20 protein-coding genes and 1 pseudogene are annotated in these 22,656 nt (G+C 63.6%); 12 read left to right on the top strand and 9 right to left on the bottom strand.

The features are described from left to right. The gene (gene gcvPA / locus DVDV_RS07785) at positions 1 to 1,332 is read right to left on the bottom strand and encodes an aminomethyl-transferring glycine dehydrogenase subunit GcvPA (protein WP_075354114.1); all 1,332 of its coding nucleotides are present in this window, start codon (positions 1,330 to 1,332) and stop codon (positions 1 to 3) included. 13 nt (positions 1,333 to 1,345) lie between these two features. Continuing rightward, positions 1,346 to 1,720, bottom strand: coding sequence for a glycine cleavage system protein GcvH (gcvH, locus tag DVDV_RS07780; RefSeq protein ID WP_075354113.1), 375 nt, complete (start codon positions 1,718 to 1,720; stop codon positions 1,346 to 1,348). Between the two features lie 228 nt (positions 1,721 to 1,948). Between gcvH and DVDV_RS07775 the strand changes: the two genes are divergently transcribed. The 4 genes from DVDV_RS07775 (at position 1,949) to DVDV_RS07760 (ending at position 6,184) form a co-directional block, all read left to right on the top strand. Continuing rightward, on the top strand, positions 1,949 to 2,644 hold the full coding sequence (locus tag DVDV_RS07775) for a methyltransferase (RefSeq protein ID WP_075354134.1): 696 nt from the start codon (positions 1,949 to 1,951) through the stop codon (positions 2,642 to 2,644). Between the two features lie 12 nt (positions 2,645 to 2,656). Beyond that, a complete protein-coding gene (nikR, locus tag DVDV_RS07770; RefSeq protein WP_006921837.1) occupies positions 2,657 to 3,076 on the top strand; it encodes a nickel-responsive transcriptional regulator NikR in 420 nt (139 codons plus the stop codon). Between the two features lie 168 nt (positions 3,077 to 3,244). Further along, a complete protein-coding gene (gene folE2 / locus DVDV_RS07765) occupies positions 3,245 to 4,060 on the top strand; it encodes a GTP cyclohydrolase FolE2 (RefSeq protein ID WP_075354133.1) in 816 nt (271 codons plus the stop codon). 171 nt (positions 4,061 to 4,231) lie between these two features. After that, a complete protein-coding gene (locus tag DVDV_RS07760; RefSeq protein ID WP_075354112.1) occupies positions 4,232 to 6,184 on the top strand; it encodes a PAS domain-containing sensor histidine kinase in 1,953 nt (650 codons plus the stop codon). Positions 6,185 to 6,239: 55 nt separating this feature from the next. On the opposite strand, the gene DVDV_RS07755 is transcribed toward DVDV_RS07760, so the two are convergent. After that, a complete protein-coding gene (locus tag DVDV_RS07755) occupies positions 6,240 to 6,998 on the bottom strand; it encodes a hypothetical protein (protein WP_075354111.1) in 759 nt (252 codons plus the stop codon). Positions 6,999 to 7,368: 370 nt separating this feature from the next. Between DVDV_RS07755 and mdlC the strand changes: the two genes are divergently transcribed. Then, positions 7,369 to 8,985 (top strand): benzoylformate decarboxylase, encoded by a 1,617-nt coding sequence (mdlC, locus tag DVDV_RS07745; protein WP_075354109.1) that lies wholly within the window; start codon positions 7,369 to 7,371, stop codon positions 8,983 to 8,985. A gap of 201 nt (positions 8,986 to 9,186) precedes the next feature. Here the strand turns inward: mdlC and DVDV_RS07740 are convergent, their stop codons facing one another. Next, positions 9,187 to 9,765 carry a hypothetical protein gene (locus tag DVDV_RS07740; RefSeq protein WP_075354108.1) on the bottom strand — a complete coding sequence of 193 codons (579 nt, stop codon included), beginning with the start codon at positions 9,763 to 9,765 and terminating at the stop codon, positions 9,187 to 9,189. A gap of 123 nt (positions 9,766 to 9,888) precedes the next feature. Here DVDV_RS07740 and DVDV_RS07735 point away from each other — a divergent pair, with 123 nt between their 5' ends. From DVDV_RS07735 to DVDV_RS07705, 7 genes are all read left to right on the top strand, one after another. After that, positions 9,889 to 10,275, top strand: a complete 387-nt coding sequence (locus DVDV_RS07735; RefSeq protein ID WP_075354107.1) for a flagellar basal body rod protein FlgC — start codon at positions 9,889 to 9,891, stop codon at positions 10,273 to 10,275. A 219-nt stretch (positions 10,276 to 10,494) separates the two neighbouring features. Beyond that, a complete protein-coding gene (locus DVDV_RS07730; protein WP_075354132.1) occupies positions 10,495 to 11,508 on the top strand; it encodes a sigma-54-dependent Fis family transcriptional regulator in 1,014 nt (337 codons plus the stop codon). 60 nt (positions 11,509 to 11,568) lie between these two features. Then, positions 11,569 to 14,481: a tetratricopeptide repeat protein gene (locus DVDV_RS07725; RefSeq protein WP_254845303.1), complete on the top strand. Its 2,913-nt coding sequence runs from the start codon at positions 11,569 to 11,571 to the stop codon at positions 14,479 to 14,481. 87 nt (positions 14,482 to 14,568) lie between these two features. After that, entirely contained in the window at positions 14,569 to 15,405 is an 837-nt protein-coding gene (amrB, locus tag DVDV_RS07720) for an AmmeMemoRadiSam system protein B (protein WP_075354105.1), read from the top strand. 35 nt (positions 15,406 to 15,440) lie between these two features. Beyond that, the gene (locus DVDV_RS07715; RefSeq protein ID WP_075354104.1) at positions 15,441 to 16,082 is read left to right on the top strand and encodes a hypothetical protein; all 642 of its coding nucleotides are present in this window, start codon (positions 15,441 to 15,443) and stop codon (positions 16,080 to 16,082) included. Positions 16,083 to 16,147: 65 nt separating this feature from the next. Next, on the top strand, positions 16,148 to 16,894 hold the full coding sequence (locus DVDV_RS07710) for a hypothetical protein (RefSeq protein ID WP_075354103.1): 747 nt from the start codon (positions 16,148 to 16,150) through the stop codon (positions 16,892 to 16,894). An 855-nt stretch (positions 16,895 to 17,749) separates the two neighbouring features. Further along, complete coding sequence (locus DVDV_RS07705; RefSeq protein WP_075354102.1) at positions 17,750 to 19,228, top strand: outer membrane homotrimeric porin; 1,479 nt, start codon at positions 17,750 to 17,752, stop codon at positions 19,226 to 19,228. Positions 19,229 to 19,386: 158 nt separating this feature from the next. On the opposite strand, the gene DVDV_RS07700 is transcribed toward DVDV_RS07705, so the two are convergent. The 5 genes and pseudogenes from DVDV_RS07700 to DVDV_RS07680 all read right to left on the bottom strand — a co-directional run. Further along, a complete protein-coding gene (locus DVDV_RS07700) occupies positions 19,387 to 19,884 on the bottom strand; it encodes a pyridoxamine 5'-phosphate oxidase family protein (protein WP_075354101.1) in 498 nt (165 codons plus the stop codon). 25 nt (positions 19,885 to 19,909) lie between these two features. After that, positions 19,910 to 20,557 (bottom strand): gamma-glutamylcyclotransferase, encoded by a 648-nt coding sequence (locus DVDV_RS07695; RefSeq protein WP_083634703.1) that lies wholly within the window; start codon positions 20,555 to 20,557, stop codon positions 19,910 to 19,912. Between the two features lie 90 nt (positions 20,558 to 20,647). Next, a complete protein-coding gene (gene anfK / locus DVDV_RS07690; RefSeq protein WP_075354100.1) occupies positions 20,648 to 22,036 on the bottom strand; it encodes a Fe-only nitrogenase subunit beta in 1,389 nt (462 codons plus the stop codon). 13 nt (positions 22,037 to 22,049) lie between these two features. After that, the gene (gene anfG / locus DVDV_RS07685) at positions 22,050 to 22,400 is read right to left on the bottom strand and encodes a Fe-only nitrogenase subunit delta (protein WP_075354099.1); all 351 of its coding nucleotides are present in this window, start codon (positions 22,398 to 22,400) and stop codon (positions 22,050 to 22,052) included. An 11-nt stretch (positions 22,401 to 22,411) separates the two neighbouring features. After that, positions 22,412 to 22,656, bottom strand: a pseudogene (locus DVDV_RS07680) (nitrogenase iron-iron protein, alpha chain); the annotation flags it as partial.

Here is a 22,656-nt window from a genome sequence, read left to right as displayed (position 1 = left end):
TCATAAGGCTTTCTCCAGCCGCCGGGCCAGACGGTCGATGTCGGCGCGGTCGTGCTTTTCGGTGCAGCAGATAAGGAGCGCGTTCTCCAGGCCCTGGAAGTAGCGGCCCAGCGGAAAGCCCGGCACGATGCCGCCGTCCATGAGCGTTCTGGCCACCTGCTTGGCGTTGACCGGAAAGACGGCCGCGAACTCGTTGCCAAACGGCGCTTCGTTTAGAAGCGACACGCCGGGAATGGAGCACAGTTTCCAGGCAGCGTAGTTGGCATTTTCAATCGACCGGGCGGCTTGCCGGGCCAGACCCTCGTTGCCGGTCAGGCAGACGTTGATGAGGGCGCGAAGCGCGCACAAGGCCTGGTTGGAGCAGATGTTGGAGGTGGCCTTCTGGCGGCGGATGTGCTGCTCCCGGGCTTGCAGCGTCAGCACGTAGCCGGTGCGGCCCTGCTGGTCTTTGGTGCGTCCGGCGATGCGGCCGGGCATCTGGCGGATCATGGTCTTTTTGCAGGTCATGATGCCAAGATACGGGCCGCCAAAAGACAGGGGCAGGCCAAGGCTCTGGCCCTCGGCCGTGGCGATGTCCGCCCCCATGGCCCCGGGGGTTTTCAGTACGGTCTGGAGCACCGGATAGCAGGACAGGATCGACACCGCGCCCTTGTCCCGGGCCGTGGTGAAAAGTTCGGTGAAGTCCTGGACGTTGCCGAAGAAATTGGGATTTTGCACCACAATGGCCGCGGTCTCGCCATCAATGGCCGCCGCAAGGGCCTCGAAGTCGTCCAGGCCGTTTTTATGCGGCACGACCACCAGATCGAGATGGAGGTTTTTGGTGTAGGTGGCCAGGACAATGCGGTAGATGGGGCTGACCGTCTCGCTGACCACGGCTTTTTTGCGCCGGGTGTGGCGCACGGCCATCATCAGGGCTTCGTACAGGGCCGTGCCACCGTCGTAGACCCCGGCGTTGGAGCATTCCATATCGAGCAGCCGGGTGACGGCCGTCTGGTACTCGAAGATGGCCTGCAGCGTGCCCTGGGAGGCTTCCGGCTGATAGGGCGTGTAGGCGGTGTAGAACTCGCCGCGTGAAAGCAGCATGTCCGAGGCGGCCGGCACATAATGGTCGTAGTAGCCGCCGCCCAGAAAACTGACCATGTCGATACGGTTTTTGGCCGCCAGCCGCTCCATGGCCGTGCGTACGGCCATTTCCGTGGCCCCTTTGGGCAGATCGAAGCTCTGGGGCCGCAGCGAGGCCGGAATTTCGGCAAAAAGGGCGTCGATGTCGGGCAGGCCGACGACGTCGAGCATTTCCCGGATCTCATCCGGGGTATGGGGAATATAGGGCATGGAACGCTCCGGTTTAATGCTCGGCCTTGGCCAGTTCCTCGTACTCCTCGGGCGACAGCAGTCCGGCAGGTTCGTCGGTCAGGCGCACCCGGATGAGCCAGCCTTCGCCGTAGGGGTCGGTATTGACCTTCTCCGGCGTGCCTTCCAGTTCGTCGTTGACTTCGATGACTTCGCCGGAAACCGGGCTGTAGAGTTCGCTGGCGGCCTTGACGGATTCGACGGAACCCATCTCCCGTCCGGCTTCCACAGTGTCGCCAACGGCCGGCAGCTCCACATAGGTGATGTCGCCGAGCTGTTCCTGGGCAAAGTCGGTAATGCCGACCATGGCAATTTCGTCCTCGACGCGTACCCACTCGTGGGTTTTGGAATAGAGCAGATCCTTTTGCATGGCGCTTCTCCCTGGCGTGATGATCGGTCGGTGTGGCAGCCCGCCTGGGGTCGTTACGGGCTGGCCGTCAAATACCGCTTTGGCTGGCCTGGGGCAAGCAGTGCCCGTCAATTGTTCCGACAGCAGGCCGAAGAATCGTCGGCCGTGCTCCCTGTTGCGCATTTGAGGGTTTCACGGTAGCACGGATAGTGCGCCATGATGCGCTTTTGGTCCCTTGAGGAGCCTTGGGTGAGCCAGAAATATGTCCCGTCCCCAATTGTCCCGCCAAACCGTGCTGTTCCGCAGTGGCAGGACGGCCGGATGCGGCTGGCCCTGGCCGGCCGGGAATTCACGCTGTGCCGCCAGGCCGACATGGAATCGCTGTGGGCCGGGCTGGGCCGGGATGCGTTCGGGGCTGACGAACACATGCCGTACTGGGCCGAGTTGTGGCCGGCAAGCGTGCTCCTGGCCGCCTGGCTCGGGTCCGGGGCCTTTGATGTGGCCGGCCGGCATTGCCTCGATCTCGGCTGCGGCATGGGGCTTTCGACCATGGCCGGGGCTGCGGCCGGCGCCCGGGTGCTCGGGGTGGACTACGAACCCGCGGCCGTGGCCCACGGCCTGGCCAATGCCCGGGAAAACGGCCTGGAAGCGGATTTTGCCGTCATGGACTGGCGTCGTCCGGCCTGCCGGCCGGGCGTGTTCGAGCGCATCTGGGGCAGCGACATTTTATATGAAACGCGGTTTTACGAACCGCTGACGCAGCTTTTCCGGTCGCTGCTGGCCCCGGGCGGCAGCATTGTCCTGTCCGAGCCCTGGCGGGAAGTGTCGCGCCCGGTCTGGGACCGGCTGGCCGCCGACGGGTTTGCCGTGACCCGGTTGCACGAGGAATCCGTGTCGGTGGCTTCGTGCCGCAGCACCATCAGCCTCTACGAGATCAGACCATAGGGAGGAAGACGCATGGGACAGACCATTCGCTTCGGCGTTTCGCTCAATTCCGAATTGCTGGAAAAATTCGACGCCCTTTGCGACGAGAAAAGCTACCAGACCCGCTCCGAAGCCATCCGCGATCTTATCCGGGGCGTTTTGGTGCAAAAGGAATGGGAACAGTCCGACAAGGAAGTGGCCGGCGTGTTGACCCTGGTCTACGACCACCACACCTCCGACCTGGCCCAGCGGCTCATTGAAACCCAGCATGAGCAGCACGACGTCATCCTGTCCTCGATGCACGTGCACCTTGACCACCACAATTGCCTGGAAGCCCTGGTCCTCAAGGGACCGGGCGAGGCCGTGCAACGCCTGTCGCAAAAGCTCGTTTCCACGCGCGGGGTCAAATACGGCAAGCTCACCCTGGCCACCACCGGCCAGGAGATCGTCTAGGCCCGCGTCGTCCCGGACAGGGCGCTTTACAGGCATTTCCTTGCGGCGTACTAACCGCGTCCCCGCCCCCCCAAAGCCGCATCCGGGGGCCCGGGGGAGACCATCCCCCGGTCGGGGCGGCCGGCCGGGCAGACCCCGCCAGTCGTCGGAGGCATTGTATTTATGGCCATGCAAGACGTTCAGAGCGGACCCCCCGAGGTCCCCATCGACCTGGACCGGGTCGGCATCAAGAATTTCCGCCTGCCGCTGACCGTCCGCGACCGGGTGCGCGGCCGGCAGCACACAGTGGCCGACGTGGAGTTGTCCGTCGATCTGCCGGCCCGGTTCAAGGGCACGCACATGAGCCGGTTTGTCGAGGCCTTGTCCGGCTTTACCGGCGAACTCGACCTGGTGTCGTTTCGGGCGCTGCTCTCTGACGTGCGCGACCGGCTTGAGGCCCAAAACGCCCATCTGGCCCTGCATTTTCCCTATTTCCTGTCCAAGACCTCGCCGGCCACCGGCGCTTGCGCGCTTATGGACTACAGCTGCCATGTGTCCGGGGAGTTTGAGGGCGAGAAATTCCGCCAGACCCTTGGCGTGGATGTGCCGGTCATGACGGTGTGCCCATGCTCCCTGGCCATTTCCGACCAGGGGGCCCACAGCCAGCGGGCGGTCGTGTCCATCCGCTGCCGCTTCACCGGCTTTGTGTGGCTCGAAGAATTGATCGACATGGCCGAGGCGGCCGGGTCGTCGCCGGTCTATGCGCTGTTAAAGCGCGAGGACGAAAAATTCGTGACCGAACAGGCTTTTGCCAATCCCACGTTTGTCGAGGACGTGGCCCGGCAGGTGGCCCGGTCGCTGCGGGAGCACCCCAAGGTGACGTGGTTTCGGGTGGAAGTGGAGAGCTTTGAGTCCATCCACAACCACAGCGCTTTTGCCGATATTGAAGGACGCAACGAGCGGCCCCTGGCCGGCGGCGCCGGGACAGCGGCGCATCGGCCGTAGGGGGCGGGCCGGCAGCGCGGGCCGGACCCTGGCGAATCTGCCGGTCAACGTCTCGATGTGGCTATTTTTTTTCTTTATCTGCAGGCGGATAGGTTTTTTGAGGGGTGGGGTGCGCCGGACTGGGCGCAATGCCTCTTGCTCGTAATCCCTGGTGTAGGTATGTGACAGTCTATGTGTGGCCAAGACGTGCTTGCGGCCAACTGCGAGCAGATCATTCAATTGGCCCCGGTGTCGATCATGAGCATCGACGCCGAGGGCGTCATAACCTTCGTCAACGACTGGCATCTGGCCAATTTCGCCCGGGGCAAGCGCGACCGGGACTATTATGTCGGCAGAAAGCTCCAGGAACTGCCCGGCATCCTCTCCGCCGGCATTGATACCGAAATAAAGCGCATCCTGGCCGGCGAGACCATCCACCTCGAAGCGCTGTATACCGACGAGTGCAGCGGCGGACAGTCGGCCTACCAGAATATCCGGGGCATTCCGGTCATCGAGAACGGCGTGGTCCAGGGCGGCATCATCATCCGCGAAGACGTGACCAGACTGGTGTTGTCCCAGCATCTGCTGGCGGAAAACCAGGCCATCTTCAAGGCGCTGCTCGACGCCACCCACGACTCCATCATTTTATCCGACATCGACGGCTACATCCTGGTGCTCAACGAAGAGGCCGCCCGGCGGCGGGGCCAGACCGTCGCCGGTCTGGTCGGAGCCAGCCTGTACAGCTCTATGACTCCGGAGCTGGCCGAGACGCGGCGGGAACGCCTCCATGAGGCGGCCGTCAACAACACCATCGTCTGGTATGAAGAGCGCCACGAGGATCATGTCTATCAGGTCAGCCTGTGCCCCATTGCCGACGAGGCCGGGCAGGTCACCTCCATTGCCAGCTATTCCCGCGACATCACGCCGCTTAAGGAAACGGAAAACCAGCTGCGCCGGGAAAAGGAACTGGCCTTTTCCGCCAGCCAGGCCAAATCCCAGTTCCTGGGCAACATCACCCATGAGTTGCGAACGCCCCTAAACGGCATTATCGGGGCCACCCAGCTGGCCATGTCGGGTGGCGAGGGCGATGACCAGGAAGAGCTGTGGCAGATCGTCGAAGACTCGGGCAAGCGGCTGTTGTCCATCGTCAACAACGTGTTGGAGCTGGCCGACATCGATGCCGCAGCCATTGAGCCGGTGCTGTCGTCGTGCAGCGTGCGCGATCTGCTGGCCTCGCTCGGCCGCAGCTACGGCGTGCGGGCCAAGGTCAAAAGCATCAGCTTTTCCACGCGCCTTGACCCGCGTATTCCGGAGCGTCTGGTCGGGGACGTGTTCCGCCTGCGCCAGATCCTGTCCAATCTGGTGGACAACGCCCTCAAATGCACCAGTTGTGGTGCCATCGAGGTCCGGGCCAAGCGGATCGCCTCGGCCCGGGCCGCCTTCGCCCCCCAGTACTGCACCCTGCTTTTCATGGTCCGCGACACCGGCATCGGCATTGCCAAGGAATTGCAAGGGAAGATTTTCGAGGATTTCGAGCTGGCTGAGCACTATCTGACCAAACGCCTGAGCGGGGCCGGGATCGGGCTGTCCATTGCCAAACATCTGGTGGAGATGCTTGGCGGGCATATCTGGGTTCGAAGCACGCTTGGCCATGGCAGCACGTTTTATTTCACGGTGCCCTTTGCCATGCCCGACTATGAATGCCGGGATGCGGCCGTGGTCTACACCAGCGAGGACCCGGTTTTTTCGCCCGAAGAGTATACGGTGCTGCTGGTCGAGGATGAGCGCATCAACCGCCTGACCACCGGGCGCACCCTGGCGCGTCTTGGCTACAACGTGCTCGAGGCCATAAACGGCCAGGAAGCGCTGGCCGTGCTTTCCCGGGAGCAGGTGGACGCGGTGCTCATGGACATCCAGATGCCGGTCATGGACGGCATCGAGTGCACCCATCACATCCGCAACGGCGAAGTGCCGGGCCTGTCCAAACGCATCCCGGTGGTGGCCCTGACGGCCTATGCCAGCGAAAAGGACCGGGAGCGGTTTTTACGCCTGGGCATGAACGACTATCTGGCCAAGCCGCACTCCATCGAACAGCTGGCCGAGGTGCTCGAAGCCAACCTCAAGAGCGTGGCCGGCCCGGCCTAGGCTTTGGCGGCGCTCCCGTCTTTCACGTTCCACCCTCTGTCCGCATCGTTCCTGCCTAGCTGCCGGTCGCGCCAGGATTGGCCCCTGGTTTGCCCGGAGGAGGCGTGGGGGTGAGCGGGTCTTTCTGGTCCTGCTTCTTGCCCAGTATGCTCTGGGCGACTTCCTGGATTTTCACCGTCGTCTCTTCGGTAAAAAGTCCCACGATACCGGCTACGGCCAGATAGCCGAGGGTGGTGTTGTAGCTGACGCCTGCCGGTGCGCCGCTGGACAGGATGCCTTTGAGAATGAGGAAAAAGATCAAAGCCAGGGCTGAACCGATGCAGGGCAGCAGGACATACATGGGGAGCCAGCAGTATTTGAACTGTCCGTTGCCGACAAAAGCGTAAAAGGAACGCATGGCGTGAATGATCGCCCCGAGAGCGCCGACGATGGCCACGAGGCACAGCAGGGTGGGATCGGAAATGCCGGCTTTCGTGCCTGTTCCCGCCCCGGCTTGAACGGGTTCTTGCGGCTCTTTGCCGGATGCAGGCTTGCCGGGGGCTCCCTTCTCGGCTTCAGCCGGCTTCTCCTCCGCCTGGTTGGCGGAAGGGGCGTTGGCCGCGCCTGTCCCGGCCTGGGCCGGTTTCTCACCTGGCTTGGCAGGGCCGGATGCGCCAGCGGCCGGCGCGCCTTCGGTGCACAGGGCGATTGGCGGCCAGACTCTGGCCAGGGAAAAGATCAGAAACAGGAAGGCGCTGACGAGATACAGGCTGACGATGCACACGCCGGTCGTGCCGACAATGGCGTCGCCCCAGGGGGATGGGTCGGTGGACATTGTGGTGGCCTCCTTTTCCGGTATCCCAGGCGAACGATTTGTCCTTTTCCAGAACGCTTATTTTATAAAATTATATCATGTTGTCTTTTTATTGGTCAATATGCATTCGGTAATGTATTTGCTCTCGGGAAAACCCAGCAAGAACCGGCAGTCTGAACAGCTTCATGCCGTTGGGGAAAACACCGTCCTGGCAAACCTGCCGCCGTCAACCAACGCCTTCCCGTCTTGACCTCTCCTCCCGACTGGTGGCAATGCTGGCCATAGTCGGACCTCCCTGCCGCGTGTCGGAGCAGGGGGCCGACAGCCTTGGCGCTGCCTGGGCGGCGTAAGCATGGAACCACCTCCAACTGTCGTACCTCGGGAGAATACTATGCCTTCTGTGCGCGATGTGACGTTTGAACTGCTGCGTCGTCTCGATCTGACTGTTGTCGTCGGCAACCCCGGCTCCACGGAAGAGACCTTTCTTAAAAATTTCCCTACAGATTTCACCTATGTCCTGGCCCTTCAGGAATCAAGCGTCGTGGGCATTGCCGACGGCCTGTCCCAGGGCCTGGGCAAGCCCGTCCTGGTCAACGTCCACACCGGCGCCGGCATGGGCAACGCCATGGGTTGCATCCTGACGGCCTACCTCAACAAGACGCCGCTGATCATCACCGCCGGGCAGCAGACCCGCGACATGCTCCTGGGCGAGCCGTTTCTCACCAACATCGACGAAACCCTGCTGCCAAAGCCCTGGGTCAAATGGAGCTATGAGCCCAAACGCCCCCAGGACGTGCCCGGAGCCTTCATGCGCGCCTACGCCATGGCCGTGCAGCAGCCCACGGGACCGGTCTTTCTCTCCCTGCCGCTCGATGACTGGGAAAAGGAGATGGACGCCCTTGACGTCTCCCGCACCGTCTCCACCCGCCATGCCCCGGACCCGGCGCGCATCGAGGATTTCGCCGCCCGCATCCGGGCCAGCAAAAATCCCGTGCTGGTCTACGGCGGCGACCTGTCCCGCAGCCGGGCCTGGGAGGCCGGCATCGCCTTTGCCGAGGCCCTGCAGGCCCCGGTGTGGCTTGGACCCTTTACCGAGCGGGTGCCGTTTCCCGGCAACCATCCACTTTTTGCCGGCGTGCTGCCGCCGGCTGTGGGGCCGCTTGGCAAGGCGCTTGCCGGCCATGATCTGGTCGTGGTCGTGGGTGCGCCGGTCTTTCGCTACTATCCCTGGGTGGCCGGGGAGATCCTGCCGGCCGGAGCCAGACTGGTGCAGATCATCGACGACCCCTACGAGGCGGCCAAGTCCGTCACCGGCGACAGCCTCGTGGCCGACAGCCTGTTGGCCCTGGAGGCCCTTGTTCCCCTGGTGGGCAGCCGGCCGGCCCGGGGGCCGGTCCGGCAGAAAGCCCCGACGGTTGCCGTGCCCGACAATGCGCCGTTGCCCCTGACCCCGGCCCAGATCTTTGCCGTGCTGTCCCAGGTCGCCCCGGCAGACGTGATCGTGGTCAACGAGTCGCCTTCCAACATGCATGAGCTGGCAGCGACGCCTCTTGGCGTGGTGACCCGGCCCGACAGTTCGTATGTCATGGCTTCCGGGGGGCTTGGCTGGGGGATGCCTGCCGCCGTGGGCCTGGCCCTGGCCGAGGCGCAGACCGGCCGCAATCGGCCGGTGGTGGCGATCATTGGCGACGGTTCCTTCCAGTATTCGCTCCAGTCCATCTGGACGGGCGTGCAGCATGGGGCCCATGTGGTGTTCGTGGTCCTTCGAAACGAGGAATACGGCATCCTCAAGGCCTTTGCCCGGTTGGAGGAAACGCCGGGCGTGCCGGGCCTGGACCTGCCGGGGCTCGACATCGTGTCCCTTGGCCAGGGCTACGGCGCGGCCACGGCCAAGGCGTCCACCCCGGCCGGGATTCGCGAGGCCTTTTCCAAGGCCCTGGCCGCCAAGGGTGTATCGGTCATCGAAATCGCTGCCGCCAAGGCCGTTGGCGACCTCATTCCCAGGTAGCCCGCCGGGCAGCCGGCCGGGCTCCTCTGACGCAAGACGGGCCGCTCCATTTCTGGAGCGGCCCGTTTTCGTCTTTTCCTGCGCAATGTTCGCCCATCGACCTGGCAACGCACCCGGTCTGATCAAACTTCCCCCAGGTGGGATTCCAAAGGGCTCAGCCCTTTGGCCGCCGGAGGCACTCTTCCTCTTCCCTTCCCCTCGCTAATGGCCCATGGAACCCGGCTGGTGCAGGAAGAACGTCGCTTCCGAGCGCAGGATGTCGCTGTCGCAGGGCGGAGCCAGGGTGCGCAGTTCCGCTTCGTCGCGGCCAAACACGTAGGAGGTGAGGGTATAGAGCATCCGGCCGCGCGACAAAAACGTCTGGCGAACGAGTTGCAGGCGCACCGTTCCGGCCTCGTCGGCCACGTTTCGCAGGTAGATGGCGTCGTAGCTGCGCCGGCCATGGGTTGTGGACGGGCGGCAGCTCACGTTGTAGCCCTTGAGCGTATCCATCACATAATTTTTGACCAGCTCGCAATTGGCAAAGTCCGACGTGGTCGGCAGAAAGTCTTCGGGGCGCTCGCTCACACAGATGTAAAACCGGCAATCCCCGTGCCGGGCTTCCACCGAAGCCAGGCAGGCGGCTGTTTTTTCTTCGCGCACGGTCCAGCCCTGGGGCGGGATGAAGCTGAAGAGATACGGGGTATTGATGTAGCGATCCACGCTTGCCGGCGCTTCGTAGCAGCCCGAGGCAGGCAGGAGCAGGGCCATGGCCAGCCCAAGCAGGAGAATGCGGCGCATGCCCGCCTCTAGCATGGCCGGGCCGTCGCTTCAACCAAAGACCGCCCGACGCGCCTTGCCCGCCGGCCCAGGGTGCATTATAGAGAAAGAGCCTGTTTTTTTTCAGGCCAGGAGGCGTACACCATGATCGACGCCATCTCCTCAGCCCAGTCGGCCCTGGGGGCCATGTCCACGTCCATGGCGGTTACGGCCAACAATGTGGCCAACGTCAATACCGACGGCTACAAGTCCAAGGACGTGCGGCTGGCCACCGGCCCGGGCGGCCAGGGCGTGCGGGTGGGCGACGTGGTCGAGGACGATTCGGCCGGCGGCTACCGCCCGGCCGCGGTCAGCGCCCAAAACGAGGCCGGCGTGTATGAGCCGACCGCCGGGATGGTCGAGACCAGCAACGTGGATCTGGCCCGCCAGGCCGTCGACATGGTCGAGACCGCCCGGACCTTTGAGGCCAACGCCGCCGTGATCCGCACCCAGGACGACATGCTCGGCACCCTGCTGGACACGCGCGTCTAGGCGGGCTGCACCCGAAGCCGGCCTGGCCGGCAGGGGAGGGCGGAACGCCGCGAGACCGTTTATTGGCCGCCGCCGAGGCCCACTGCCGCCCCGCTCAAGGCCCTGCCCGGTTTCCGTGTCCAGGCAGGTATTTCCCGTCAGGAAATTGACAGCCCCGGAACGAAGCTATAGATCATGGAAAGCCGCCAGGATCGGGCGGTGCTTTTTTCCGGAGGCCAGATGGAACTGAACCTTTCCGGCATGGTCGGGCAAAGCGCCTGTTTGGCCGAAGTGCTGCGGGTGCTCGGCAAGGTGGCTCCCACCGACTCGACCGTGCTTGTCACGGGCGAATCCGGCACAGGCAAGGAATTGCTCGTGCGCGCCCTGCACGCCAACAGCCATCGGGCCGGAAAGCCCTTTGTCCCGGTCAACTGCGGGGCCATCCCCCGCGAACTGCTCGAATCGGAACTGTTTGGCCACGAAAAAGGGGCTTTCACCTCGGCCGTTCGCACCCGCCAGGGCCGGTTTGAACTGGCTGAGGGCGGGACCATCTTTCTCGATGAAATCGGCGAGATGGATTTAAGCCTGCAGGTGAAGATCCTGCGAGCCCTTCAGGAAAAGGAATTCGAGCGCGTTGGCGGCGACAAGACCATGAAGGCCGACGTGCGTATCGTGGCCGCCACCAACCGCGACCTGGAAGTCGAGGTGGAGACCGGCCGGTTTCGCGAAGACCTCTATTACCGCTTAAACGTCATCCCCTTGCACCTGCCGCCGCTCAGGGAGCGGGGCAACGACATCCTGCTTTTGGCCTCCCATTTCCTCGGCCGCTTCTGCCGCCAGAAAAACCGTTGCGTCCAGACCTTTACCCCCGAAGCCCGGGATCTCATCCTGGGCTATCCCTGGCCCGGCAATGTCCGCGAACTGGAAAACTTCATGGAGCGCCTCTCCATCCTGTGCGACCAGGACGTGATCACGCCGCACGATCTGCCGCGAAAAATCCTCGACAACGCCGGCGTGGTCCTGCCGCCGCCGGTGGTCGAGGCTGCGGCTGCGGGTTTCCGCTGGCCGACCCTGGCTGATCTGGGCGAGAAATCCATGGGGCTCAAGGAATTTCTCGACGCCATGGAGGAAACGCTTCTCGTTGAGGCCCTGGAGCGGGCTGGCGGCGTAAAAAATCAGGCAGCGGAACTGCTTGGCATCAAACGCACGACGCTGATCGAGAAGCTCAAAAAACGCAACATGGCCGGGGAGTGAGCCCGGGGTGCCCTGTCGCGCGCCCATGGCCGTTGCATGTTCCTTGCAAGGAAGCCCGGCGTGAGCCTTCTCTCCTGCGCCGTCTTGCGGCGACTCCTTCTTGCGGCCTTCCTGGCCATGGTATCCGCCGGTCCGGCGGCCGCCTTGTCCGTGTCCACGGTCACCCGGCCGGATACGGACTCGCTGATCCTGCAATTTTCCCGGCGCGGGGCCTATCCCACCATTGCCCGCACCGGTCCGGTCGAAATCAGCCTGACCTTTCCGCCCGGCTCCATGGCTGGCGAACCACCTCCGGCCGAGACGGATTTCCATTCTTCGCGGCTCCTTGAAGGGGTCCGGGTGGAGGGCGACACGGTTTTGGTGCGCCTTAAATCCGATGCCTTCGGCTTTGTCGGCTGGCCCGAAGGCGAGCAGGGACTCAAGCTCCAGGTCTACCGCGACCCGGCCGGGGCCAACTGGACGCCTGGCGCGCCAACCGCGGCAGCCAACACCACCTGGCCGCCGGCCGGGGCCGCGCCCAAGCCGGCCTCGTCCCTGACCCTGCCGGTCACGCCGCCCAACAACACGCCAGGACCCCTTGATCTGCCACCATTGCCGCCTTCCATGGCTCCGGCCGCAGCCTCCCCGGCAGCGGCCAAAGCGGCTGAAGCGGCCAGGGAACCCTTTTACGCCGTGCCGTCGTCCATGCGGGCCACGGCCCTGCGCGTCGGGCCGGAGAAATCCCCGGTGCTGCGTCCGGCCGGGCTGGAGACGGTTCCGTCCCCGGCCCTGGCCGACAAGCCGGCCGGCCAGGGCGGGCAGGCCGCCGCCGGCCGGGCCAGCGGCAACGGCGAACTGCGCCAGCCCGTCAAATTACCGCCGATTCCGCCGGAAATCGCCAGCGGCGGCCAGACCCGCAGCCCGGTCGCCCCGCCCGGGACCGGACCGCAGCCCGTTTCGTCCCCGCCCAAAGCCACGGCCGAGGCCACTCCGCCGCCGCCGGCTCCGGCTGTCGAGCCGCCGCCGGCCAAGGAAGAAGACCACGACGCCAACACCCTGGTGTCGGCCCAGGCCGAACGGCTGGGCGGCAATCTGCTTGGGGCGCAGAACATGATGCGCGATCTGGTGGCCAAAACCGGGCTCAAGCCCGACGTGCGCGAAGAGGCCATGCACTCCCTGGCCGGGGTGCTGGTCGATCTGCACAAGGACGATCCGGCCGGCCACTATGACGAGATCCAACGGGCGCTCAATGAAGCCATAAACGTCAACCCCAACTCCTACCGGGTGCCGGAGTCGTTGTTGCAGCTTGGGATGCTCAATTTGCGCGTGGGCAACATCCCGGAGGCCAAGGGCTATTTCAATGTGCTCACACGCAAGTACCCGACCGACGCCAACGTGCCCCTGGTCAACTTTGCCTGGGGTGAATACTATTATGACCGGGGTGAGTACAAGAAAGCGGAGGAAGAATACAAGAATCTGGTCGAGAAGTTTCCCGAGAGCAAATTTGTGCGCGAGGGAGCCATGGGTCTGGCCAAGACCCTGGTACGCCTTGGACGCTACAAGGATGCGGCTCAGATTGCCGACTACGTGGACAAGCGCTGGCCGCGCTACTATATCGAATTTCCGCAAATACTGCGCATAACCGGCGACATCGCTTACCGCAACGGGGATTTCAAGAAAGCGCGTGACGCCTATATGCTCTTTTACAACATGGACCCCAAGGTCAAGGATGCCGATCTGGTCCTGGCCAAGCTCGGCGACATCTTTGCCAGGCTCGGCAACAAACCCGGGGCCGTGGATTTCTACAATCTGGCCATCAAGGACTATCCCGACAGCGAAGGCGGACTGGTGGCCAAGATGCGCCTGGCCGAGCAGGGCGTCCACGACCAGCCGACCATCTCCGAGATGTTTTCGCTTTTCGACAAGCCCGAGTACGGCAGCCCCGAGGAAATCTACGCCGGCATCATCCGCGACCACCCTCAAAGCCCGCTGGCCCCGCTGGCCCAGCTCAAGCTCGCCATGTGGCTGCTCCACCAGCAGAACTACCCCGGGAGCCTCAAAGAGGCCGCTGCCTATCTGGAACGCTATCCCCAAAGCGAACTGGCCCCCAAAGCCGAGGAAACGGCCATCACCGCCTTTGAAAAGATGGCCGCCGACATGCTGGCCCACAAGGACTACGACCGGCTGGTGGCCGCCTATCAGGACCATCGGCTCATCAACGCCAACCGGGGGATGCTCTCCGACACCACCCGCCTCGGGCTGGCCCTGGCCTACCTGCGCCTGGGCAAGACCCGCCAGGCCCTGGCCGAGGCCCTGCCCTATGTCGGCCCCAAGGAAACGGACAACGGCAACTGGGCGCTGACCATGGCCATGTCGGTCTACCAGAATGAACGGTCCTGGCGCGACATCGTGGATCTGGCCCGCCAGGTCCAGGGCTGGCGGTTCACCCCCAACCAGCGCCGGGGGCTTGAGTATCTCGTGGCCGAGTCCCTGGAGAATCTCGGCGAATCCGACCGGGCCCTCAAACTCTGGGCCAAGATGGCCGGCGATCAGCAGCTTGAGGCCGAAAAACGCTGCTATGCCCTGTATTTCGTGGCCAAGGAAGCCATGGCCAAGAAGGAATACGAAAAGGCCCAGCTCTATGCCGGCGAGGCGGCCTTCATGTTTCAGGAGACCGGCCGCGACGCCGACAAGCGCAAGGCTGCCGTCAACATCCTGGTGGAATCCACCCGGGCCCAGGGCGAGTACGCCAAGGCCCTCAAGCATGCCGCCGAATACGCCACGCTTTGCAAGGAAGGCGACGACGACTGGGCCGGCAACCGGATGCGCATGGCCGCCATCCAGCGGGCCATGGGCGACCTGGACGGCTGGCGGGCCACCCTGACCGCCATGCGCGACGCCTCGCCCGATTCCCTCTACGGCCGGATGGCCGCTTCCGATCTGGCCGCCAGCGGCCTTCAAAACCGCCTCGACTCCCTGACCCGGGGCAAGTAACTGCCGCGCTCTTGTCAAGAAGCCCCGATCCGGGCTAGATTGGCGCTACTGTCCCGACCCTCGCGGCCGGTAGACAAGGAGTCGGCCATGCCCCACACTACAGCCCGACAAGGCAGCCTGCGACAGCCCGTGGTGGCCGGTCGCTTCTATCCCGGCGATGCCGCCGGCCTGGACCGGGAAACAGCCGGCTATCTGGCCCAGGCCGAACCGTCGTCCAAGCAGCCGACCCTCTTGGCCATGGCCCCCCATGCCGGAGCCGTCTACAGCGGCCCGGTGGCCGGGCGCACCCTGGGCGCGGCCCGTCTGGCCGATACCCTGCTGCTTTTGGGGCCAAACCACACCGGCCAGGGGGCGCGTCTGGCTGTCTGGCCGTCCGGGGTCTGGCGCATCCCGGGCCACGACGTGCCTGTGGACGATGCCCTGGCCGCAGCCTTGCTGGCGGCCGCGCCGGGACTGGTCCCGGATCAGGCCGCCCATCTGGGCGAACATTCCCTGGAAGTGCTGTTGCCGTTTCTGTGCCAGGTCCGCCCGGCCTGCCGCATTGTGCCTGTGGCCGTGGCCGAGCCGGACCTGGCCGCTTTGGCCGAAACCGCTGCCGCCGTGGCCGGGGTCCTGGCCGGCTGGGAACAGCCGGTCTCGGTGGTCGTCAGTTCGGACATGAGCCATTACGTTTCCCACGACACCGCCAAAACGCGCGACTCCCTGGCCCTGGACCGGATTTTGGCCCTCGATCCGCCGGGGCTGTATCAGGTGGTGCGCGAGGCCGGCATCACCATGTGCGGGGTGCTGCCCATGGTCCTTGGACTCTTTGTCGTCCTGGCCCTGGGGGCGAAGTCGGCCAGACTGGCTGCCTACGCCACGTCGGCCGAGGTCAGCGGCGACTATGGACAGGTGGTGGGATACGCCGGCGTTTTGGTGGAGTAAGGACGATAAACCGCCCGTAGCGAAGGAGAGAACGCATGGACCGTTTGTTTGCCGCCTTGCTGCTGACCCTGGCTGTGTGTCTGCCCAATGCTGCCTTGGCCCAGTTCGGCATCCTGCAACAGGGCCTTGACGCCGTGACCAGCGGCAAGAAAGCCGCCGAACCGGCCACAACCCCCGGCCCCGGCGCCAAGGGCGGCGGGGCCGGCGGCGCGGTGCTTGGCATGGACACCACGTATACAAACCCGGCCCGGGGCTTTGCGTTCACCATCCCGGCCGGCTGGAAACTGGAGAGCGGCGATCCGGCCAGCGAATCCGTGCTGTTTATGAAACCGGGCACCACCTGGGGCTTCCAGTTCCACCTGGAGCAGATGGTGCCGAGTTTTCCGCGCAAGGCCTCGGTGGAGGCCTCGCTCAAGCAGGCCAAGGAGATGGTCAGCATAAACAAGTACCTGGAGGCCAAGCGTCGGGACGATGGCGACGCAAAAAAGAAATGTGGCGTCATCGGTTGGGAAATTGTTGAAGCACCGCAGAAAAATGATTACCAGCGCATCATCTGGCAGGCCTATGACGGAGAGAACTATTACATGAACTTCATGGCCCACAGCGAGAACAAGGATTTCGCGGCGGCCCGGCCCGTCCTGCGCCAGATCATGGACTCCATCAGGTTCTGCCGGTAGAAGATGCCAACAGCGGAGACGTCTTTTCCGCTGCCAAACCACGTCTGCATCATGCAAGAGGTCTTATGAAACGACTGTCCTTTCTCACCGGCCCGGCCAAGGTTGTGTCTGCACTCCTCCTGAGCCTGGCCCTGGCGTCGTGCGCCACGTACACGCCGCCCAACCCGCAGATCAACGGGGTGGTCGATCCGGCCATGCTGCCAAGCGCCGTGCGCACGGCCCAGTGGGATATCGGTGCGGTGCGCTATGCCTGGTCCGGAAGCGGCATCAACTATTATGAGGCCGGCCTGTTCCCGACCCTGCTGCTGGTGCGCAACAAGTCGGGCTACAACCCGGTGGTCTACGCCGAGGAGTGTCGCGGCATAGGGCCCGGCGGCGTGGAATATCCGCCGTATCCTGTGGCGGCGGCGGCTGATGTTGTGTTCAACTCCACGGCCTACAAGAAGAGCGCCGAGGCGGCGGTAGTCGGCGGCCTGACCGGCGGGGCCGTGGGCGCGGGCCTTGGGGCGCTTATTGGTTCGGGCTTCAACGGCGGCTGGGGAGCCGGCCCCGGAGCGCTTATCGGCGCCGGCATCGGCGCTGTCGGCGGCGCGGCTCTGGCTCAGCAGCCGAGCATGGACCAGTACCGGGCCACGCTTTACCAGGACATCGCCACCTATGCCTGGAGGGCCGCCCCCATCGCTCCCATGGGCCTGATGCCGGGCTATCTGTACTTCCCGGCCAACCTCGGCATCCACTCCCTGCGGGTGGTGCTGCGCTACGACAACATGGTCCAGACCTATATCGTGCCGATCAGCAATCCCGTCTGGTAGGCCCAACCCCGCGCCGGCGCGTCCCAGGCCGCGCCGGCGCGGGGCCGAAAGAGTGTTTTTTTGGGCTTTGGCCGGGTGTTGCATCCGCAAGAACGGGCAAGGCCGGCCAGCGTCCCGGTCAATTCCTCGCCCAAGGCCCGGGCTGCGGGATAGGGCGCTTCCTGTGCCCACCCCCGCCGGCTTCCGCCGGCCTGGGGAGTGTTGCCAGCGTTACGAGCAACGAATCCCGCCTGCACAGCCATGATGCCGTGTGATCATGGACCTGCCCCTGCCGATTCCTTTTCCTTTTTCACTTCCCGTTTTCCCAGTGATGGCGAGGCCGCGCGGCGTGCGGCCGTCGCGGTCCGGGCGTTGACAGGGTCGCGGCCTCGAGGCCGGGTCTTGTCCAGCGTCTCCAGTGCCTGCAAGACCTTGCCCTTGCCGGTTGGTTGCTTCGCGCCTGTTTCGATTCTTTGTAAAAAAAGAGTGTCAGGTGCGTGCGTGTTGAACGGACGTACCGATTCCTGGCGGGTTGTGTTTTGTGCACAGAATTCACGCAATATGCTATTCTGTAATGGGCAGTGCCTAGGGTCTGTCTGTCCGTGCTTTGACGATCACGCTTCTTGCATTTGTCGTGATCGTACTTTTTGAAAGTAATAGACTGAGTTGATATTAAATTCTGCAAATTACAGCAAGCGTGTCAGTAGCTTTTTCAAAGGATTATCTTAACAGCCTGTGATTGTTTGTGAATTTCTATTCCTTTTGATTTGCTGTCATTTTTCAAATTTGTAACATTCGGCCGCACGTTCATTCGCCGTGAACGGTGGCGCGACATTGGGTTTCGCCGGTTTTGTACAGCTTTAGAGGAAGGGAGTTATGAAACAAACACGCATCTCGGTTTTGGCGGTGTTTCTCGTCCTGGCCATGGCCACGGCGGCTTTGGCGGCCACGGAAGTGCGCATGGTGGGCGACGCCCTGGTCTACGGATCGTTTTTCTCCAACCGCAATTTCACCGGCTGGAACGCTCCGGCCTGGACCTCCGCCACACCGACCTGGAGCAAGGCCGGCAAGAAAACCGAGGAAGCCTTTGAAATCTGGGAGCGGTTCCGGTTGCGCACGGACTTTGTGGCCAACGAGGCCGTGAAGTTCCGCCTGGAAATGAAGGTGGAGGACACCTGGGGACACGGCACGTTCACTGCCGCCAACCCGGAAGTCGCCATTATGATCTACGGAGCGTATCTGCAGTTCAAGCTGCCTTGCACGGATGTGGATGTTACGGCCGGCCTGCAGAACGTGGCCCTGCCGCAGAGCAAGATGTTCTACGGTTCGCCGGTGTTTGGCGACCGCATGGCCGCCCTTGTCGTCAAGGCTCCGCTCATCGACAAGACCCTTTCGGTGATGGCCGGATATGGCCGGCTGATCGACACCAACCGGACCTACGATACGACGACCACCCAGGTGGCCGACGAACTCGACGCCTATTTCCTGGCCCTGCCGATCACCCTGGACGGCTTCAAGGCCACGCCCTGGGGCGCTGTCGCTGTGGCCGGCAAGGACGCCAATCTCTTCACGCTCAAAAGCTCCCAGCAGAATTCGTCGTTTTACGCCGATAACCTGACCTCGGCCGGGACCTATGCCACGCCCAAGCTGTGGAAAAACGACCAGAACGCCTTCTGGTGGGCCGGCGGCGCGTTTGAAGTCAGCGCTCTTGATCCCGTGAAGTTCTACGCCGACGTGATCTATGGCGCAGGAGCCGAGAGCGACCGTAAAAAGAGCCATCGCAGCGGCTGGTTCATGGATGCCGGCGTGGAATACACCGGCTGGGATGTCCTGACGCCCAAGGCCTATGGCTGGTGGTCCACCGGCGAAGACGGTTCGACTGCAAACGGTTCCGAGCGGATGCCCATGATCCGTCCCAACTGGGGACCCGGCAACAGCTTCCTGTTCGACGACAGCCAGGAGTTGGTCAAAAACTCCAACATGGGCATGAGCCCGGTCGGTTCCTGGGGCCTTGGCGTCACCCTCGACGATGTCTCCTTTGTCCAGAAGCTCACCCATCGCCTGACGTTTTTGTTCGTCAACGGCACCAACTCCGCCCGGGCCATCCGCACGCTCAATACGCTCATGGGCAGCAACCCCTATTTCCAGATGGGGCGCGACCTGACCATCAACGAGCATGTCTATGGCGTGAATTTCGACAACAAGTACATGATTTATGAGAACCTCTCCGCCGTGGTCGAGACCGGCTGGGCCCATGGCGAGTTCCAGCAGAGCGTCTGGGGCCATTCCCTGGTCAACCAGTCCAGAAACGGCGACACCTGGAAGGTCTCCTTCGGTCTGTCGTATAAATTCTAACCGCCTGACGCAGCAGACCCCAAGCAGATACGGCCGGGACCACAGGGTCCCGGCCGTTTGTTTTCCGAGTGGTTGCGGCGATGGCTGGGGAGGGCAGGCTGTGACGCCCCTCCGGTCAGGCCGGGTCTGGCTGACGGCAGGTCCGGGCGGCCGGCGTGTTACAGGCCGTGCGTTTTGCCTTTGACCGAGTCTATTTCGATACGCACCACGGTCGTGGCGGCCAGATTGGTCTTGGGGTAGTCGAAGTGCTGCGGCGTAAAGCGGGCCACGATCCGGTCCAGGGCTGCTATTTTGGCGGCTTCGTCCGTGATAAAAACGGTGCGGCCAAAGCCGATGACCGTGCGGTGGCGCGCCTCGAAGTCGCAGGCCGCGTCGCTTTCGATCACGCCGTGATCCAGGGAAATGGCAAAGCTCACTGCCGGATTGCGTTGCATGATGCGGACCTTGGTCCCGGCCCGGGCACAATGAAAAAAAAGGCCCGTGTGGTCATAGGCGTAAAAGACCGGCACCACGAAGGGGATGTTGTCATCGGCCAGGGCCAGATACAGGACCCGGCCGGCGTCGATGATGGCGTCAATGGCGGTTCGGTCGGTGATCTCCCGGTCCTTTCGCCGCATGGCCCCATGGGGATGGCCGGGATGCTTTGCTTCGGACATGTGCTTCTCCTTGGTTGGCAGCCGTTCAGGCGTGGTTGTGCCGGCCGGTCCGGGGCGGGGCCAGGCTGCCGCAATCGGCGCAGGATTCGCCGGAGAGGACCCCGGGCTGCCGGGCCAGGCCGAACCTGGGCACGGGGTAGGCGGCCGGCTTTGACGCCATGTCCTGCAGCGACTGGATGGAGGCAGGCGGCAAGCCGTGTTCCAGGGCTCCGGCAACGATGGCGTCGAGATAGGGGCGGCTTGGCCGGGTCGGTTCGCCAAGCACATCCTTTTTAAACACGAGGACAGTATACACCGTGCCCTGGCCGTCCGTCACCTCGGCCGGGGAGTGAAAATACGTGCCGGTGCCGTTAAGCCGCACCCCCTGCCAGGTGTCCAGGCTGTCGGCATCGGAGAAACTGAGCGCATAGACCACGCCCCAGACCTCGCAGCCCGGGGCCGGCAGCACGGTTTCCAGGCCGCCGTCCCAGATCGGGCTGTAGCCGTAAAAGCCCAGGCGGTGGTCGGCCAGTCTGGCCGTGGCCACCACCTTGGGCGCGGCGCAGCGCGACCGGATGCGGCTGGAGAGCATCTCGGCCCCGTACGAGAAATAGAGAAGCCTGCGCCCGTGCCCGGTCACCACCGGCCCGGGTGGTGCGTTGCTTCCCGGCGCCATTTCGGTTCTTCGCTGCATCGTCACCTCCCTGTCCCGGCCGCGCCGGCCGGGACCCCCGGGTCCTGGCCGGCGCGGCCGGGAGTCAAGCACGCGGCCAGGGCGCGCCGCCTACCACATGTTGAGAATCCATTCCTTGTTGTGCTTGTGCTCCATGTCCGTGAAAAGGACATTGGCCATCTGCTCGGCCAGCCAGATGGCTCCGGCGTAGCCGACCACCGGGTGGCGGTACATGCCGGCCCGGTCATAGGTGGGAAAGCCCACCCGCAGCATGGGGATGTTGTTGTCGATGGCAATGAACCGGCCCTTGGAATGGCCAAGGATCAGATCGAGTTCGAGGCCTTCGTTCTTGATGCGGTTTTCCATTTCCCAGAAATCGGCGTTGGTTATGATCTCCATGTCCCAATCGACGTTTTCCGTCAGCGCCTTGATCCTGGGGTCCCGGGCGTAGGCCGGGTTGTCGTCGCCAAGGAGCAGCAGGACCGGCTTCATCTCCAGGTCGATGCAAAATTCCGCCAGCCCGATGACCAGATCGGGGTTGCCGTAGATGGCCACGCGCTTTTCCGCGAAAAACATGTGGGTGAGATCGGTCAGGGCATCGATGGCGATGCCGCGCTCGCGCACAAGCGACTGCGGGATGGGCTTGCCGGTGAGCTTTTTGAGGTTGGCCAGAAACGTGTCGGTGTTTCGGATGCCGATGGGTGTTGGGCCGACGATGGTCGGCATACCGAACTCTTTTTCCAGATAGGCCGCTGCCTTGCCGCCTTCGTAGCGGTTCAGGGCCAGGGTGCCCAGGGCATTGGCCGTGCCGGCCAGGTCGGCGATGGTGGTGGTGCCGTGGGCCACGTGGTTGCCGTGGGGCATGAGCGGCGCATCGAAATTTTCGATCTCGAAAAGGACCGTGGCCTCGATGTCCATGGCCGCCAGCAGGTGTTTGAGCGCCGTGACGTCGCCCGGATTGACCCAGCCGGTGATGAGGTTGAGCTTGCCGTTTGGTTCGGTCTTGGTTGCAAAGTGCATGACGAAGTCGCGAAGAGCCAGATCATAGCCCGTGACCATGCTGCCGACAAAGCTCGGGGTGTGGATGGGGATGAGGTGGACCTCGCGGTCGGGATACTTTTCTTTGAGCAGGCCGGCGCTTAACTTGCTGACCACGCCGTCGATGTCATCGCCGATGACTTCGGTTGAGCAAGTGGAAATAATCGGCACCACCTTGACGTGGGGGTAGCGCATTAAAAGGACGTCGACGGCCTGCTCCACCCGGCCGCAGGCCCCGAACACCGCGCCGTCCTCGTGCACCGACGACGAGGCCAGTTCGAAGCTCTCCTTGAAGTGCTGGGAGAATAAGAGGCGCACGAACATGACGCAGCCCTGGCCGCCGTGGACGATGCCGATGCAGTCTGTCACGCCGATGCTGACGAACTGGGCCCCGGCCGGCTGGCAGGTCATGATCGGATTGATGACGCCTGCCCGTGATTTTTCCTGTAATTCGCAAGACATATGCTATGCCCTTCTAGTAGTGCTGGTCGGTGAGTTCCAGGTTGAGCGAGCCGGTGATGGTCAGGAAGTCCATGCGTTCGTGGACCGCCTGCAACAGGTCGGCGATTTGTTCCTTGGGCATGGCAATGAGCCAGGGGAATCGTTCCCGGTAGGCTTCGGCCAGAAGCACGGCATCCACCCAGAAGCAGCGGTCGGCCGGGGTTTCCAAGCTGACGTGCTCGCCGCACAGGATCTGGCGCGTGCGGGTCAAGATGTTTTCGTTTTGGTCCTTTCTGTCCCAGGCCCGGGAATGGAACTGCCACAGGCACTTTTTCATGATATAGTCGATCAGCAGTTCGACGCGCTCGTTTTTCAAATCTTCCATGGCGTCCCCCCTTAGCCGGCCATGGCCGCCGGCTGTTCCATCAGCGGATAGGTCCTGTCCTTGTAGCCGGCCAGACAGTCGTAGCCGCCGGTGTACTGCCGCATTGCGGTGGAATTCCTGACTTCCTCGGGCAAATTAGCGTCGGAAAGCATCCGGCGGGTGGCAAAGCCCTGGTCGGTCGGAATCTCGTCGGCGCTGATATCGAGCTTGGCCAGGGCGTGGATGGGCGAATAGACGGCGTTATAGATGTCGCGGG

Source organism: Desulfovibrio sp. DV (genome assembly GCF_001936595.1).
Taxonomy (GTDB): Bacteria; Desulfobacterota; Desulfovibrionia; order Desulfovibrionales; family Desulfovibrionaceae; genus Solidesulfovibrio.
Note: the sequence above shows the minus strand (reverse complement) of the source record. Positions and strands in the feature narration are given on the sequence as shown.